This is a genomic window from Streptomyces aureocirculatus (assembly GCF_000720475.1).
Taxonomy (GTDB): domain Bacteria; phylum Actinomycetota; class Actinomycetes; order Streptomycetales; family Streptomycetaceae; genus Streptomyces; species Streptomyces aureocirculatus.
This window is the reverse complement of sequence record NZ_JOAP01000028.1, coordinates 33989-48996: the sequence shown is the minus strand read 5'-3', so window position 1 is coordinate 48996 and position 15008 is coordinate 33989. Positions and strand designations below refer to the sequence as shown.

The 15008-nt window shown below is 70.4% G+C and carries 14 protein-coding genes; 3 read left to right on the top strand and 11 right to left on the bottom strand.

All coding sequences use genetic code 11. From position 1 onward, the window contains the following. Positions 1-21: 21 nt before the first annotated feature. Positions 22-993 (top strand): LLM class flavin-dependent oxidoreductase, encoded by a 972-nt coding sequence (locus tag IG78_RS0124895; RefSeq protein ID WP_030566916.1) that lies wholly within the window; start codon positions 22-24, stop codon positions 991-993. A 121-nt stretch (positions 994-1114) separates the two neighbouring features. On the opposite strand, the gene IG78_RS0124890 is transcribed toward IG78_RS0124895, so the two are convergent. The 4 genes from IG78_RS0124890 to IG78_RS0124875 form a co-directional block, all read right to left on the bottom strand. Then, a complete protein-coding gene (locus IG78_RS0124890) occupies positions 1115-2542 on the bottom strand; it encodes a sugar porter family MFS transporter (RefSeq protein ID WP_030566914.1) in 1428 nt (475 codons plus the stop codon). A 244-nt stretch (positions 2543-2786) separates the two neighbouring features. After that, a complete protein-coding gene (locus tag IG78_RS0124885; protein WP_030566912.1) occupies positions 2787-6629 on the bottom strand; it encodes an AAA family ATPase in 3843 nt (1280 codons plus the stop codon). A gap of 292 nt (positions 6630-6921) precedes the next feature. Beyond that, entirely contained in the window at positions 6922-7125 is a 204-nt protein-coding gene (locus IG78_RS0124880; protein WP_030566910.1) for a hypothetical protein, read from the bottom strand. A 385-nt stretch (positions 7126-7510) separates the two neighbouring features. After that, on the bottom strand, positions 7511-7792 hold the full coding sequence (locus tag IG78_RS0124875) for an acylphosphatase (RefSeq protein ID WP_030566907.1): 282 nt from the start codon (positions 7790-7792) through the stop codon (positions 7511-7513). Between the two features lie 161 nt (positions 7793-7953). On the opposite strand from IG78_RS0124875, the gene IG78_RS0124870 reads away from it, so the two are divergent. After that, positions 7954-9051, top strand: a complete 1098-nt coding sequence (locus tag IG78_RS0124870; RefSeq protein WP_030566905.1) for a CAP domain-containing protein — start codon at positions 7954-7956, stop codon at positions 9049-9051. 76 nt (positions 9052-9127) lie between these two features. Here the strand turns inward: IG78_RS0124870 and IG78_RS0124865 are convergent, their stop codons facing one another. Further along, on the bottom strand, positions 9128-9718 hold the full coding sequence (locus tag IG78_RS0124865) for a flavodoxin family protein (RefSeq protein ID WP_030566903.1): 591 nt from the start codon (positions 9716-9718) through the stop codon (positions 9128-9130). Between the two features lie 141 nt (positions 9719-9859). On the opposite strand from IG78_RS0124865, the gene IG78_RS0124860 reads away from it, so the two are divergent. Further along, positions 9860-10261: a winged helix-turn-helix transcriptional regulator gene (locus IG78_RS0124860; protein ID WP_030566901.1), complete on the top strand. Its 402-nt coding sequence runs from the start codon at positions 9860-9862 to the stop codon at positions 10259-10261. Here the strand turns inward: IG78_RS0124860 and mutM are convergent. The 6 genes from mutM to coaD all read right to left on the bottom strand — a co-directional run bounded on the left by mutM (position 10237) and on the right by coaD (position 14999). Next, positions 10237-11118 (bottom strand): bifunctional DNA-formamidopyrimidine glycosylase/DNA-(apurinic or apyrimidinic site) lyase, encoded by an 882-nt coding sequence (mutM, locus tag IG78_RS0124855; protein ID WP_030566899.1) that lies wholly within the window; start codon positions 11116-11118, stop codon positions 10237-10239. The genes IG78_RS0124860 and mutM overlap by 25 nt on opposite strands. 306 nt (positions 11119-11424) lie before the next feature. Continuing rightward, positions 11425-12246: a ribonuclease III gene (gene rnc, locus IG78_RS0124850; protein ID WP_199813297.1), complete on the bottom strand. Its 822-nt coding sequence runs from the start codon at positions 12244-12246 to the stop codon at positions 11425-11427. 7 nt (positions 12247-12253) lie between these two features. After that, positions 12254-12427 carry a 50S ribosomal protein L32 gene (gene rpmF, locus IG78_RS0124845; protein WP_030361955.1) on the bottom strand — a complete coding sequence of 58 codons (174 nt, stop codon included), beginning with the start codon at positions 12425-12427 and terminating at the stop codon, positions 12254-12256. A gap of 2 nt (positions 12428-12429) precedes the next feature. After that, the gene (locus IG78_RS0124840) at positions 12430-13110 is read right to left on the bottom strand and encodes a YceD family protein (RefSeq protein ID WP_037686173.1); all 681 of its coding nucleotides are present in this window, start codon (positions 13108-13110) and stop codon (positions 12430-12432) included. A 161-nt stretch (positions 13111-13271) separates the two neighbouring features. Continuing rightward, positions 13272-14459 carry a F0F1 ATP synthase subunit B gene (locus IG78_RS0124835; protein WP_030566892.1) on the bottom strand — a complete coding sequence of 396 codons (1188 nt, stop codon included), beginning with the start codon at positions 14457-14459 and terminating at the stop codon, positions 13272-13274. Positions 14460-14519: 60 nt separating this feature from the next. Then, positions 14520-14999, bottom strand: coding sequence for a pantetheine-phosphate adenylyltransferase (coaD, locus tag IG78_RS0124830; RefSeq protein ID WP_037702926.1), 480 nt, complete (start codon positions 14997-14999; stop codon positions 14520-14522). Positions 15000-15008 lie beyond the last annotated feature (9 nt).

The window sequence follows — 15008 nt, the reverse complement described above, 5'->3', positions numbered from 1 at the left end:
CGGTGAAGGGGGACGTTTCGTATGCCCGTCTCAGTCGTTCGCTTCAACCTCGTCGACCCCGTCGCGGACGCCCTCGGGGAGCGCTGTCGCGCCGCCGTTGAGATGGCCGCGTACGCCGACGAACACGGCGTGAGCACCGTCCAGACCGAGGAGCACCACGGAGCCGCCAACAACTGGCTGCCCTCGCCGTTCGCCTTCGCGGGGGTGGTGTTCGGGGCGACGCGGCGGATCGCGGTCACCGTTTGCGCGGTCATCGGGCCGCTGCACGATCCGCTGCGGCTCGCCGAGGACATCGCCGTACTGGACCTGCTGAGCGGCGGCCGGCTCGTCACCGTCGTGGGGATCGGCTACCGGCCCGAGGAGTACGCGGCCTTCGGCGTCGAGTGGACGCGGCGCGGGCGGCTCCAGGACGAACTCCTCGACACCCTGCTCAAGGCCTGGACCGGCGAGGAGTTCGACTACCGCGGCCGCACGGTGCGCGTCACCCCGCGCCCGGGGACCCGGCCGCACCCGCTGCTCCTGGTGGGCGGCTCCTCGAAGGCGGCGGCCCGCCGCGCGGCCAGGTTCGGCCTGCCGTTCTTCCCGAGCGCGCACCTGCCAGAGCTGGAGGCGTACTACAACGCGAAGCTCGCCGAGTACGGCACCGAGGGCTGGACGCTGATGCCCGCCGCCGAGACCCCGCTCCTGCACCTCTCCGAAGACCCCGACCGCACCTGGGCCGAGCACGGCGAGCACTTCCTGCACGAGGCGCGGACCTACGCGTCCTGGCAGTCCAAGGACATCCGCTCAGCGGTGCGTTCGGCGGCGACCACGGTCGGGGAGCTGCGCGCCGAGGGCGTGTACCGGGTCCTCACGCCCGACGCCTGTGTGGCGTTCGCCGAGGGCGGGGCCAGCCTCGTGCTGCATCCGCTGGTCGGCGGGATGCCGGTGGACGAGGGCTGGCGGAGCCTGCGCCTTTTCGCCGAGCAGGTGCTGCCGCGCGTAAAGGAGTAGCGCCCTTCTTTTGAAGAGGGCGGATGAAGAGGGCGGATGAAGAGGGCGACAAACTACTGCCCCGGCTCGGGCATGGGCCCGGGCCGGGGCAGCTTCCTCAAGAGAAGAGGGGCAGCGGGGTTTAGCCCATCTCCTCCAGGGTCTTGCCCTTGGTCTCCTTGACGAACTTGGCGACGAAGGGGATCGAGAGCGCCGCGAAGGCGCCGTAGATGATGTACGAGCCGGTCAGGCTCCACTCCGACATGCTCGGGAAGGTCTTGGTGATCGCGAAGTTGGCGAGCCACTGGGCGGAGGCCGCCACACCGAGCGCCGCGGCACGGATCCGGTTGGGGAAGATCTCGCCGAGCAGCACCCAGACCACCACGCCCCAGGACAGCGCGAAGAAGAGCACGAAGGCGTTGGCGGCGATGATCGCGACCAGGCCCTGGCCGTGCGGCAGCGAGACGTCGTCACCGGATCCGGAGCGGTAGGAGAACGCCCAGGCCATGGTGAACAGCGCCACGGCCATGCCCGTCGAGCCGATCAGGGCGAGCGGCTTGCGGCCGATCCGGTCGACGAAGATCATCGCGATGACCGTACCGACGATGTTCACGATCGAGGTCTCGAAGGAGTACAGGAACGAGCTGCTCGGGTCGTGTCCGATGGACTGCCACAACTGGTTCGAGTAGTAGAAGATCACGTTGATGCCGACGAGCTGCTGGAAGACCGACAGGAAGATGCCGATCCAGACGATCGGCAGGAAGCCGAACTTGCCGCCGAGCAGGTCCTTGAACGTCGACTGGTGCTCGCGGTGCATCGCCGTCTCGATCTCGGCGGCGCGCGCGTCCACGTCCACCGTGGTGCCCTCGACCTCGGCGAGCACCTTCTTGGCCTCGGTCATGCGGCCGACGGAGATCAGAAAGCGGGGGGACTCGGGGATCGCGAAGGACAGCAGGCCGTAGAGGAGGGCCGGGATCACCATGACGCCGAGCATCCACTGCCAGGCCTCCAGGCCGCCCAGCTTGCCGCGCTGGTCGCCGTCCGCCATGTTCAGGATGCCCCAGTTGACGAGCTGGGAGACGGCGATGCCGGTGACGATGGCGGCCTGCTGGAAGGCGGCGAGGCGGCCGCGGTAGGCGGGCGGCGCGACCTCGGCGATGTACGCGGGGCCGATCACGGAGGCCATGCCGATGCCGAGGCCGCCGATGAAGCGCCACATGGTCAGGTCCCACGCGGCGAACGGCAGCGACGAGCCGATGGCGCTGATCGCGAACAGGGAGGCGGCGATCTGCATCACCCGGATGCGGCCGATGCGGTCGGCGACGCGGCCGGCGATGGCGGCACCCACGGCGCAGCCGAGCAGGGCGGTGGCGATGATCCAGCCGAGCGTGTCGGCGTTCACATCGAACTTGCCCTGGATGGCGACGGTCGCGCCGTTGATCACGGAACTGTCGTAACCGAAGAGGAATCCGCCCATCGCGGCTGCCGCCGTGATGAAGATGACATGGCCGAGATGGTCCGGGTGGGCCTCCCTGGCCCCGGGCTGCGGCGGCTGCGCTGTGCTGGTCACGTGTTCTCCTCGGGCCACCGGCTGCGTTGCCGGTGTGGGGGTGAGAGCTCTTCAAGTGGCGCACAACTTCACGCCGCCCACCACCTGAAGGTAAAAGCAACGTTGCAGAGACTATGCCTTCAAGTTTCTAAGTCAATAGGGGGTCTGCTGTGAATTTGGCGCACTCTGAGTGAGATCAGTGTTCAGGGTTTGAACGCAAGGGGAGCCGGATGGGTGAACAGGCTGGGCACAGCGACAGCGGGCTTTAGCGGAGCCGCTGGCTGATCACCTTGGAGACGCCGTCACCCTGCATGGACACGCCGTACAGCGCGTCCGCGACCTCCATGGTCCGCTTCTGGTGCGTGATCACGATGAGCTGCGACGCCTCCTGCAGCTCCTGCATGATGCGGATGAGGCGCTGGAGGTTGGTGTCGTCGAGCGCCGCCTCGACCTCGTCCATCACATAGAACGGACTGGGCCGCGCCTTGAAGATCGACACGAGCATGGCCACGGCCGTCAGCGACCGCTCCCCGCCGGAGAGCAGCGAGAGCCGCTTGACCTTCTTACCGGGCGGCCGCGCCTCGACATCGACACCCGTGGTGAGCATGTTGTCGGGATCGGTCAGGATCAGCCGGCCCTCACCACCCGGGAAGAGTCTGCTGAAGACCCCTTCGAACTCCCGTGCCGTGTCGCGGAACGCCTCGGTGAAGACCTGCTCGACGCGCTCGTCGACCTCCTTCACCACCTGAAGCAGGTCGGCCCGCGTCTTCTTGAGGTCCTCCAACTGCTCGCTGAGGAACTTGTGCCGCTCCTCCAGAGCCGCGAATTCCTCAAGGGCGAGCGGGTTGACCTTTCCGAGCTGCTGATACGCCCGTTCGGCTGACTTGAGGCGCTTCTCCTGCTCCGAGCGTACGTAGGCCTTCGGCTTGTTGCGGGGGTGGTCCGGGTCGTCGGGCAGCTCCTCGCCCTCGGCGGGCGGTGCGGGCGGCACGAGCTGGTCGGGTCCGTATTCGGAGACGAGCCCCGCGGGTTCCACACCGAGTTCCTCCAGTGCCTTGGTCTCTAGCTGCTCGATCCGCAGCCGCTTCTCAGCACCTAGTACCTCGCCGCGGTGAACTGAATCCGTCAACTTGTCCAGTTCGGCCTTCAGATCACGGCCCTGGGTGCGCTCGGCGGCGAGCTCCCGCTCCCGCACCTCCTTGGCGCGCTCGGCGGCGGCACGCTCCTGCTCCGCCCGGACCAGGGAGATCTCCACGTGGGCGAGGAGCTGACGCGTGCCGGAGGCGACGGCCTCGGCGACGGCGGCCTCGTGGCGGAGTTGGGCGCGGCGCTGCTCGGCACGCGCGCGTGCCTCGCGTTCGGCGCGGGCGGCGCGGTCGAGCGAGTCGGCACGCCCGGCGAGGCCCTTCACGCGCTCCTCGTGCGTACGCACCTGGAGCCGCGCCTCCATCTCGGTCTGGCGGGCGTTGGCGCCGTCGGCCGCGAGCCGGTCGCGCACGGCGGTGTCGGGCTCCTCCTCGGCCGGCATCTCCTCGGCGACGAGCAGCCGCTCGGCCAGTTCCTCGGCCTCCGCGAGGGCCTTGTCCAGGGCGTCCTGGGCCTTGGCGGCGGCGCCCGCAGACCGTTCGGCCTCACCGGCGGCTCCGCGCGCCTGCCCCGCGAGGGACCCGAGGCGCTGGGCGACGGCAGACTTCTCGCGGTCGGCGGCGCGCCGTCGCTCCCCCAACTCCTCGACGAGCGCGGCACACTCCCCGCGCCGCTCCCCCGCACGTTCCTGATCCGCCGCCAACTTCTCGCACCGCACACCGAGTTCGGTGAGCTCGGCCGCCGCCTCGTCGACGGAGGCCTGCACCTCGAGGAGGCTGGGGGCGCCCGCGGACCCACCGTGCGCGAAGTGCGCCCCGAGCAGATCGCCCTCGGCGGTGACCGCCGTCAGCTCCGGGTGCGCGTACACCAGGTCCTCGGCGTCCTCCAGCGTGCCGACCACCACGACGTCCCGCAGCAGCCGCCGCACGGCGGGCATCAACTCGTCCGGCCCGCGTACGAGTTCGGCGGCACGGGGCGGCCCTTCGCCGCGCGGGTTCGAGGGATCTTCGCCGCGCGGGTTCGAAGGGCCTTCACCGCACGGGTTCGAGGGATCTTCGCCGCACGGGTTCGAAGGGCCTTCACCGCACGGGTTCGAGGGATCTTCGCCGCACGGGTTCGAAGGGCCTTCACCGCGTGGGTTCGTTGGCCCCTCGCCGCGTGGGTTCGAGGGGCCTTCGCCGCGTGGATCCGGCGGTACGTCGCCGTGGGCCCCGTTCGCCGCACCCTTACCGGTGGCCCCGTGCGCCGCGCCCGCCACGGCACGACCCGCCACCCCTCGGCTCCGGTCGGGGTCCCCACAAGGCGCCCCCGCCAGCAACAGCGACGCCCGCCCCCCGTCCTGCTTGCGCAGCAGGCGGATCGCTTCCGCGGCCGAGGCGGGCGTCGTCACAGCGACGGCGTCCGCGGCGGCGCCGAACGCCGCCGCCACCGGCACCTCGAAGCCCGGCGCCACGGAGAGCAGCTCGGCGGCGGGTCCGAGCAGCCCGGCGAGCCGGTCCTTGGCGGCGAGCAGCGCACCGGAGCCGTCCTTGCGGCGCAGCCCGAGGGCGAGGGCGTCGTGCCGGGCGGCCACGGCGGCCCGCTTCCGCTCGGCCGCGGTGGCCGCCTCGCGGGCCGCGGTCAGCTCCGCCTCGGCCTCGGCCAGCCCACGGCGGGCCTCTTCGTGCCGCTCGCCGAGCTCGGCGTCGCCCGCGTCGAGCCCATCGACCTCCGCCTTGAGCTGCTCGTACTCCTCCTGTGCCGTGACCGCGCGCTCCTGCGCCTCGTCCCTGGCCAGGGCGAGGCGGTCGATCTCGGCCTGCGCGGACGCGGCCCGGGAGCGCGCCGCGTTGACCTGCCCGTCGAGCCGCGCGAGCCCTTCGCGCCGGTCGGCGATGGCCCGTGCCGCGTCCTTCAGGCGCCGCTCCTCGGCGGCGAGCTCGCGTTCGAGGTCGGCGCGGTGGGCGACGGTGTCGTCGAGGGCGTGCTGGGCGGCTTCGAGGGCGGCTTCGAGTTCGGCCTCCTGCTCCCGGACGCGCGCGGCCTCCCGCTCCATGTCCTCGGGGTCGCGTCCGCGCCGCTCCTCGGCCGGGGCGGACCGGGCGCTGGTGACGCGGGCGTCCGCGAGTGAGATCGTGCCGCGCACCCGCTCGGCGAGCTGTGACAGTTCGTACCAGGTCTGCTGGGCCCGCTGCAGGCGCGGGCTGAGCCGCCGCACCTCGTCCTCCAGGGCCGCCTCGCGCTGGAGCGCCGTCTTCAGCTCGGCCTCCGCGGCGTCCTTGCGGGCCTTGAGCGCGGCTTCGTCGGCGACCTCCGCGTTCAGGGCCTGACGCATCCGTACGAGGTCGTCGGCGAGCAGCCGAAGGCGGGCGTCGCGCAGGTCGGCCTGGATCACGGCGGCGCGCCGGGCGACGGCGGCCTGCCTGCCGAGCGGCTTGAGCTGACGCCGCAGCTCGTCGGTCAGGTCCTGGACACGCGCGAGGTTGGCCTGCATCGCGTCCAGCTTCCGCAGCGCCTTCTCCTTGCGCTTGCGGTGCTTCAGGACGCCCGCGGCCTCCTCGATGAAGGCGCGGCGGCCCATGGGGTCGGCGTGCAGGACGGAGTCGAGCTGGCCCTGGCCGACGATGACGTGCATCTCGCGGCCGATGCCGGAGTCGGAGAGCAGCTCCTGGATATCGAGCAGGCGACACGTATCACCATTGATCTGATACTCGCTGCCGCCGTTGCGGAACATGATCCGCGTAATGGTGACCTCGGCGTATTCGATCGGCAGGGCGCCGTCGGAGTTGTCGATGGTCAGGGAGACCTCGGCGCGGCCGAGCGGCGGCCTGCCGGTCGTCCCGGCGAAGATGACGTCCTCCATCTTGCCGCCGCGCAGTGATTTGGCGCCCTGCTCCCCCATGACCCAGCTCAGCGCGTCCACGACATTGGACTTGCCGGATCCGTTCGGTCCGACGACGCAGGTGATGCCCGGCTCGAACTTCAGCGTCGTCGCCGACGCGAAAGACTTGAAACCACGCAGTGTCAGGGCCTTGAGGTGCACGCCGCGTGACTCTACCTTTCGCCAGGAGTTCACCGAGGAACGTGGGAGCAGTTTTACGGCGGAAGGTGCAGGGCACATCAGGTGTAAGGCCTTACCGGCCCGGGAGGGAAAGAAAGAAGGGACGCCGAAGCGTCCCTTGCGGATCTCTCAGATCTTATTCGATCAAGCAGATCTCTCTGTTTCAGCGGCTGGTCACGGGCATCCTGACTGCGCGGTCAGTGCGATCAGAGGCATCGCGGTCCAAGACGTCGCGGTCCAGGACATCCGTGTCGCCGGGTTGGGGTGGCGTGGGTCAGGTGAGCGCAGGCTCCGCCTGGGGTACGTCGATGCTCTCCAGGAGCGCGTCGTGAGAAGCGGCAGCCGCCAGCACGTCGTTCTCCGCCTGGATCCTGCCGAGCTCGGATTCCAGGTCCTGGACGCGCTGCTGGAGCCGTCGCATCTCGGCGAGGAGTCGCGGGTCGCTGCCGCCGACGTAACCGAGAAGCGCCTTTGCCATGATGAGTGGTCCTCCACACTGAGTAACCGACCGAATCGGTGTGGGTCGTGAGGGAATCGCACCCGCGGTGCTTGGCACTCTTCAGTTCTTGCTGGGTGTTACTTGGCCGTTCTCACATGCCAAACAGCTAAGGTGCGCGGGGCTTCCAGAGTCTCACCAAAAAGTTTGACGGTCAACACGATCACGCCCCGTATTGGCGGGCGACCCGGCGGCGCGCGGCGGTGGAACCTGCGGCGCGGCCTCGGCTTCGGGGCCCTGGGGGCGGTGAGATCATTCTTCATCGCGGAGCCTGTCACGGCAAGCGCTTCTTGGCAATCACCAGGCCTTTCCTGCCCCCGGCAACTGCCGCCGCCCCATCCGCAGGGGGCTCCCGGGCGGGCCCGGGTCAGCGGATGGCGAAGGTTTCGTAGCCGCCTCGGGGCGTGTCCCAGATCTCAGTCACACCGTCGACGCGGCCGGGTGTGTCGCCGTTGTGCAGCCAGTCGAGGAGCTCCTGGCAGCCGCCGCGTGAACCTTCGGCGACCACTTGGACGCGGCCGTCGTCGAGATTGAGAGCAAAGCCACAGAGGCCGCCGATCTCCAGTGCCCTGGCCCGGGTGAACCAGCGGAATCCCACGCCCTGCACGCGGCCGCGCACCCAGGCGACTAGCCGGACTTCTTCGTTCATGAGATGCACGCTAACGGGCCAATCCCTCAGGGAGCACTTCGCCCCCTTGCGTCATCGCGTACAGTCCCGACACGACGAGCCTCACCCGTACGGGTGAGTCACGTTGACCGTCACGACGACGCCGGGGCCGACACCGGGCGTCAGGACGAAAGGCCCACGAGATGGGACGCCACCGACGCTCCGCCGCCGGCCGCGCCGCCACCGGCCGCGCCGCTCACGCCGCGACAACCCCGCCCGACAGCCACCCCGCCGGTGAGCCTTCCGCAGGCACCATGGGCACGTCCGGCACGTCCGGCACGTCGTACGACATCGTCTACCGCGCCGAAGGCCATCGGCGCGCGGCGTCGCACCGGCGCGGGCGCCGGACGGCCAAGCCCGTGCGCACGGGTCTGCTCGGGGTCTCCGCGGCCGTCGCGATGGGCGCCGTCGCGGTCGCCTCCGGACTGGTGCCCGGCGGTGGCTCGTACTCGCTGGGCGGCGACGACCCGGGCGCCATCCGCTCCGCGAGCTCCCCCTCCGGCCTCGACGTCCAGGGGGACGACGGCTCCGCGGAGCGCGGCGAGGCCACGCCGAGCCGCGGCAGCGGCCGCATCGACGCCCCGACGCCGTCGAAGTCCGCCGCCGAGCCCTCCTCGAAGCCGTCGGACAGGGCGCCGTCCGCTCCGTCGAAGCCGAAGCCGCCCGCCGAATCCGCCGCCGACGACTCCGGTGCCCACGACTCCGGTGACGCCCGCGACAAGGGCGGTGACGGGAAGAAGGAAACCGGCGGGGACAAGGGCAAGGGCGGGGACAAGGCGCGGCAGACCCCCGCTCCTGAGCCCACACGGACCGAGAAGCCGAAGCCGAAGCCGCCGCCGGTGGCGCGGACGCCGGTGTCCGGCGAGACCGCGGCCGAGGCCGAGGTGCTCACGCTGGTCAACGAGGAGCGGGCCAAGGCGGGCTGCCGCCCGGTGCGCGCCGACACCGCCCTCGCCGACCTCGCCGGTGCCTTCAGCGCCGACATGGCCACGCGGGACTTCTTCGCGCACACCGACCCCGACGGCGCGACGCCGTGGGACCGCGCCGAGAAGGCCGGCATCGCGGACCTTGGCGGTGAGAACATCGCCCGCGGCCAGGTCGACGCCCGGTCCGTGATGGCCGCCTGGATGGACAGCCCCGGCCACCGCGCGAACATCCTGAACTGCGACTACAAGACGATGGGCGTCGGCGCGCACTTCGCGCCCGGCGGCCCCTGGTGGACGCAGGACTTCGGCTTCTGACCCGGTCCTGACCCTGACCCGGTCCTGACCCTGACCCGGCTCTGCTCCGGTCCTGTTCCGCCCGACCTGCGCGGGCTCAGGCAGCGACCGCCGCCCGGCCCGCGGCGACGACGCGCGCGGTCTCGGTGACCCTGCGGCCGAGGTGCTCGGCCGTGGCGATGTCCGCCTTGTGCACGGCCTCCGGGCCCTCGTCCGCGTTGGTCTGGGCGGCGGCTCCGGCGAAGAAGCCGAGGCGGTTGAGGTCGTTCTCGGAGCCCTCGGTGGAGTTCCAGCCGGGCAGCAGGCCGAGGCTCACCCAGTGCATGCCCTGCTGCGCGGCGAGCGTCTGGAAGTACTGGAGGGTGTGCAGCTTGTCGCCGCTCTTGGACGCGGAGTTGGTGAAGCCCGCGGCGAGCTTGTCCTGCCAGGCGCGGGTGGACCAGCGCTTCGACGAGGCCTCCGCGAAGACGTGGAAGGCACCCGAAGCGGTGCCCATGTAGGTGGGCGAGCCGAAGACGATGGCGTCCGCCGCGTCCAGGAGTTCCCACTGGTCCTCGGTGATCTCGTCGACCTTGATCAGGTGCGCGGTGGCACCGGCTTCCTCGGCACCCGCGCGGACGGCTTCCGCGACGACGGCGGTGTGGCCGAATCCGGAGTGGTAGGCGATGGCGACGACGGGACTGGTCATGGGGAGTACTCCTCGGTCGGGAGAGCGGATCGGGACGGGGAAGGGCGCGGCTCGGCGGACCGAGCAACAAACAGAAGGAAAGCACTAACTTTTGGTTAGCGCAACCCTATGGATAGCGCTGCGGGCGAGTACGCTGGGACCATGGACTCTGAAGCGCTCCCCGCCGGGGACGAGGCGGATCTGGCGTACAACGTGTTCGCCCGCAACTGCCCGTCGCGGACCACGCTGGAGCACATCACGGGCCGCTGGGGCGCGTTGACGCTCGGCGCGCTGCACGACAGCTCGTTCCGGTTCAACGAACTGCGCCGCCGGGTCGACGGCGTGAGCGAGAAGATGCTGTCGCAGACGCTGCACGCGCTGGAGCGCGACGGCCTGGTGCACCGGGACGCGCAGCCGACGAACCCGCCGCGCGTGGACTACCGGCTCACGCCGCTGGGGCGGCAGATCGCCGAGCGCCTGCTGTCACTGATCCGGTTCGTGGAGGCGAGCCAGGACGACGTGGCGGCCGCGCAGGAGCGCTACGACAGCCTCGGCGGGCGCTGACAGCGCGGGCAGAAGTAGCTGGAGCGGTTCATCCAGGGCCGCCGCCGCATGGGCGTGCCACAGCGGCGGCAGGGCTCGTCCTCGCGTCCGTACGCGTCCAGGGACCGCTCGAAGTAGCCCGACTCGCCGTTCACGTTGACGTAGAGGCTGTCGAAGCTGGTGCCGCCGACCGCGAGGGCCGCGTTCATCACGTCCCGTACGTGGCCGAGGAGTTGGGCCGTACGCGGCCGGGTGAAGGTGGCCGTCGGGCGTTCGTAGTGCAACTGGGCGCGCCACAGCGCCTCGTCGGCGTAGATGTTGCCGACACCGCTGATCAGGGACTGGTTGAGCAGGGCGCGTTTGATGGTGCTGCGGCTGCGGCGCAGGGCCTGATGGAAGGCCTCGTCGTCGAAGAGCGGGTCGAGCGGGTCACGGGCGATGTGGGCGATGACGTCGGGCAGACCGTCCGGGGTGTTCTCGTGCAGGGAGAGCCCGCCGAAGGTGCGCTGGTCCACGAAGCGCAGCTCGGTGCCGGGCGCGGCGCCGGGATTGTCGCCCTCCTGGTCCGTGAAGCGCACCCGGATCCGCAAGTGCTTCTCGTCCGGGGCCTGTTCGGACTTGACCAGGAGCTGGCCGCTCATGCCCAGATGGGCGAGGACGGACGTGCCGCTGTCCGCGAGCGGCAGCCACAGGTACTTGCCGCGTCGCATGGGGGCGCCCATGCGGCGGCCCTTGAGGCGGTGCGCGAAGTCTTCGGCGCCCGCGAGGTGGCGGCGGATCGCCCGCGGGTGCAGGACCTCGACATCGGCGACGGTCCGGCCTCCGATCCAGCGCTCGAGGCCGCGCCGTACTACCTCGACCTCGGGCAGTTCAGGCACGGGGGTCCTCCCGGACGGGGGCGGGGTTGGGGCACCGGCAGCGTGACTCTCGGCGTCCGCCGGGGCTTGGGTTCTGTCGGCGCTGCGCGCCTCGTCCTCAAACGCCGGGCGGGCTGAATTCAGCCCGCCCGGCGTAGATACAACCCGCCCGGCGTAGATGCGGCCTGTCCGGCACCGGTCCAGCCAGGGACCGGCACGGATACAGCCTGGCCGGTGCAGATAAAGCCTGTCCGGCGATTGAGGACGAGGCGCGCAGCGCCAAAAAAGGGATCTGGGGGCGAAGCCCCCAGGGACGACAAGTGCCGCTCAGGCGGACTCGGCTTCGTCGTCCGGCGGATTCGGCTGCGCCGAATTCGCCTCCGCCTTGGCCCGCGCGTCCGCCGCCGCGCGAATGGCGCGCCATGCGGACTCCGCGGCCTGCTGCTCCGCTTCCTTCTTGCTGCGGCCGGTGCCGGTGCCGTACGAGACGCCTCCGACGCGGGCGGCAGCAGTAAAGGTCTTCTCGTGGTCCGGGCCGCTCTCCGATACGAGGTACTCGGGCACGCCGAGGCTCTCCGTCGCGGTGAGCTCCTGGAGGCTGGTCTTCCAGTCCAGGCCCGCGCCGAGGTTCGAGGACTTCTCGATGAGCGGGTCGAAGAGCCGGTGCACCAGCTCGCTCGCCGCTTCCAGACCCCGGTCCAGATAGACCGCGCCGATCACCGCTTCCAGGGTGTCGGCGAGGATGGACGCCTTGTCCCGGCCGCCCGTGCCCTCTTCGCCCCGGCCGAGCCGGATGAAGGAGCCAAGGTCGAGCCCGCGGCCCACCTCCGCCAGCGCACGCGAGTTGACCACCGCGGCCCGCAACTTGGCCAGTTGGCCTTCGGGCAGGTCGGGGTGGGTGCGATACAGCGTGTCCGTGACCACGAGGCCGAGCACGGAGTCCCCGAGGAACTCCAGACGCTCGTTCGTGGGCAGACCGCCGTTCTCGTACGCGTACGAACGGTGGGTGAGCGCACGCACCAGAAGGGCGGACTCGAGCTGATACCCGAGCCGCCCTTCAAGAAGCGTGTGGGACGAGGCTGCGTTGTTGCTGTCTGCCTGCATCTTGGCGTCATCCGCCTTCTTTGGGCTAGACACAGCGCCTCTCACCAGCCGCTCAGACCTCGAGGACCTGGCGCTTGTTGTAGGTGCCACAAGCGGGGCACGCGATGTGCTGCAGCTTGGGCTCCTGGCAACGCTCACACGAAACCAAGGTGGGGACCGCAGCCTTCCACTGCGACCGGCGGTGGCGCGTGTTGCTGCGCGACATCTTCCGCTTCGGAACAGCCACGGCTACTTCTCCTGCTTCTCGTCGACGCTCGGTTCAGCGCCGCTCAACTCGTCCTTCTCGCCGTCCTGGATGGAGTCAGCGAGTCCCTGCAGTGCCGCCCAACGGATGTCGACGGCGTCATGGCGGTGGTCCGGGTCGTCCGTGAGCCGCACTCCGCACTCGGAGCACAGACCCTGACAGTCTTCCTGGCACACCGGCTGCATCGGCAGTGCGAGCACCACCGCGTCCCGCAGCACGGGTTCGAGGTCGAACATGCCGTCCTCGAGATAGAGCCTGTCCTCGTCGTCCTCGGCGTCGTCGGCCGGTTCCGCGCTGCGGCCCCGGTCGTCGGCGTCAGGGTACGAGAACATCTCCTGGAAGCCCGCTTCGAGCGCGAGCTCTAGCGGCTCCAGACACCTTACGCACTCCCCCTTGGCCGATGCACGGGCGGTGCCTGTGACAAGCACCCCTTCCATGACCGACTCCAGACGGATCTCCAGCTCCACCGGTGCGCCGTCCGGCACTCCGATGACTCCTTCGACGCCGAACGGAGCCGGCGAACCGGGGGCGTCGATGGTGCGGGTCACCCGCAGCATGGCACCAGGACGCCGACCCAGCTCATGCGTGTCGAACACAAGCGGGTTTCGGTGGTCGAGGCGCGTGCTCAGGGCTTTTCCTGCTTTCGATTCCTGGGAGTTCCACAAGGCGGCCACCGCGCCGACACCGCGGAAACGCGGCTCGAGCGGGCAGCCCGGATCGCGGACATACGCGCGACCGAAGAGCCAGGATACTGGACCTTTCGCTCACGGCCCAATCGGCCGGGGCCCCGCACCGGAGGGCCCCGTCGCCGCGGCGCGCGCAGGCCCTAGCGGCCCCGCTCGTACTGGCGCAACTGCTCCGCGCTGATCATGGTGGTGTCGAAGAGGCTGGTCTCGTCGAGCACGGCGGGCGCGGGGCTCGGCCGGGCGTAGTCCTGCTGCTGCGTCCCGTCGTCCGCCTGCTGCTGGTGCGGGTCGTAGCCCTGCTGCTGACCCGGGTCGTAGCCCTGCTGCTGGTAGGCGTAGGGGTCCTGCTGGTAGGCGTACGGGTCCTGCTGGCCGTAGGGCTGCTGATAGGCGTACGGGTCCTGAGCGCCGTAGGGGTCCTGGGCGCCGTACTGGTCGCCACCCTGGCCGTAGCCGGTCTCGGCGGCCGGGGCGGTCCCGTACTGGTCCTGCTGGTACGCGTAAGGGTCCGGCTCGTGCTGCGGCGGCGGGGGCGCGTAGGGCTGCTGTGCGGGGATCGGCGGGGACTGCGGTGGCTGCGCGGCGCTCTGCCGGGCGGGGCGCTCGCCGCGCTCGGGGGTCTCGGCGAGGCCCGACAGATAGTCGGCGTCCGAGGTGTGCTCCGTGGCACCGCCCGCGCCGAGCTCGCTCAGCTCGTCGGCGGGGGCACGGCCGTGCAGGGTCTGGCGGCCGCGGCCGACGGCCTCCAGGGTCTTGGCGAGCACCGCCTCGAAGGCGCCGAGCTTCACGTCCACGTAGGCGTCGGCGTTACGGCGCAGGGTCTCCGGGTCGTGGCTGCGCTCGGGGGCGTCGTCGTCCTCGTAGCCCTGCTCGTCGACTCCGGGTCCGGTGCCGAGGAGCTTCTCGCGGCCGCGGCCGACGGAGCCGAGCGTCTTGGTGAGGACGACCTCGAAGTTGGCGAGCTTGCTGTCCACGTAGTCGTCGGCGTCGGCGCGGACCTCCTCGGCCTCCCTGCGCGCCTCGGCGAGGATGCGGTCGGCCTCCGCCTGGGAGCGGCGGGCGACCTCCGTGTCGGAGATCAGCGAACCGCGTTCGGCGTGCGCGCCCTCAATGATCCGCTCGGCCTCCTGGCGGGCCTGCTCGACCAACTGCGCCCTGCCGCCGATCAGCTCCTGGGCCTGCGCGAGCGAGCCCGGCAGGGCCTGGCGCACCTCTTCGAGCATCGCGAGGAGTTCGGCGCGGTTGACCACGCACGAGGCGGACATGGGCATGGACTTGGCGCTGCCGACCGTGTCGACGATCTCGTCGATCTTCTTCTGCACGTCCACCGCGGGCTCGCCACTCTCTACAGCTTGTTGGGAGACGGACGGGACGACTGTAGCCCTTGGTCAGCCCTGGGCGTGGCGCTTGTTGAGGGCTTCGAGCACCACCGGGGGAACCAGGTGCGCGATGTCGCCACCCCAGGCCGCGACCTCCTTCACCAGCGAGGAGGACAGGAAGCTGTAGGCGGGGTTGGTGGGCACGAACAGCGTCTCGACACCGGAGAGACCGTTGTTCATCTGCGCCATCTGCAGTTCGTAGTCGAAGTCGCTGACCGCCCGCAGGCCCTTGACGATGGCCGGGATGTCACGCTCCTTGCAGAAGTCGACGAGGAGGCCGTGGAAGGACTCGACCTCCACGTTGCCGAACTCGGCGGTGACCTGGCGGATCAGCTCGATCCGCTCGTCGACCCCGAACAGGCCCTGCTTGGACTTGTTGATCATCACCGCGACGTGCACGACGTCGTAGAGCTTGGAGGCGCGGGCGATGATGTCGAGGTGTCCATTGGTGATGGGGTCGAACGACCCCGGACAGACGGCGCGGCGCAACGGAAGTCC

Bases quoted from the DNA above. Each gene is read 5' to 3' on its own strand.
- IG78_RS0124895 (WP_030566916.1), top strand. From the start codon at position 22: ATGCCCGTCTCAGTCGTTCGCTTCAACCTCGTCGACCCCGTCGCGGAC.
- IG78_RS0124880 (WP_030566910.1), bottom strand. From the start codon at position 7,125: ATGGCAAAGGCGCTTCTCGGTTACGTCGGCGGCAGCGACCCGCGACTC.
- IG78_RS0124875 (WP_030566907.1), bottom strand. From the start codon at position 7,792: ATGAACGAAGAAGTCCGGCTAGTCGCCTGGGTGCGCGGCCGCGTGCAG.
- IG78_RS0124870 (WP_030566905.1), top strand. From the start codon at position 7,954: ATGGGACGCCACCGACGCTCCGCCGCCGGCCGCGCCGCCACCGGCCGC.
- IG78_RS0124865 (WP_030566903.1), bottom strand. From the start codon at position 9,718: ATGACCAGTCCCGTCGTCGCCATCGCCTACCACTCCGGATTCGGCCAC.
- IG78_RS0124860 (WP_030566901.1), top strand. From the start codon at position 9,860: ATGGACTCTGAAGCGCTCCCCGCCGGGGACGAGGCGGATCTGGCGTAC.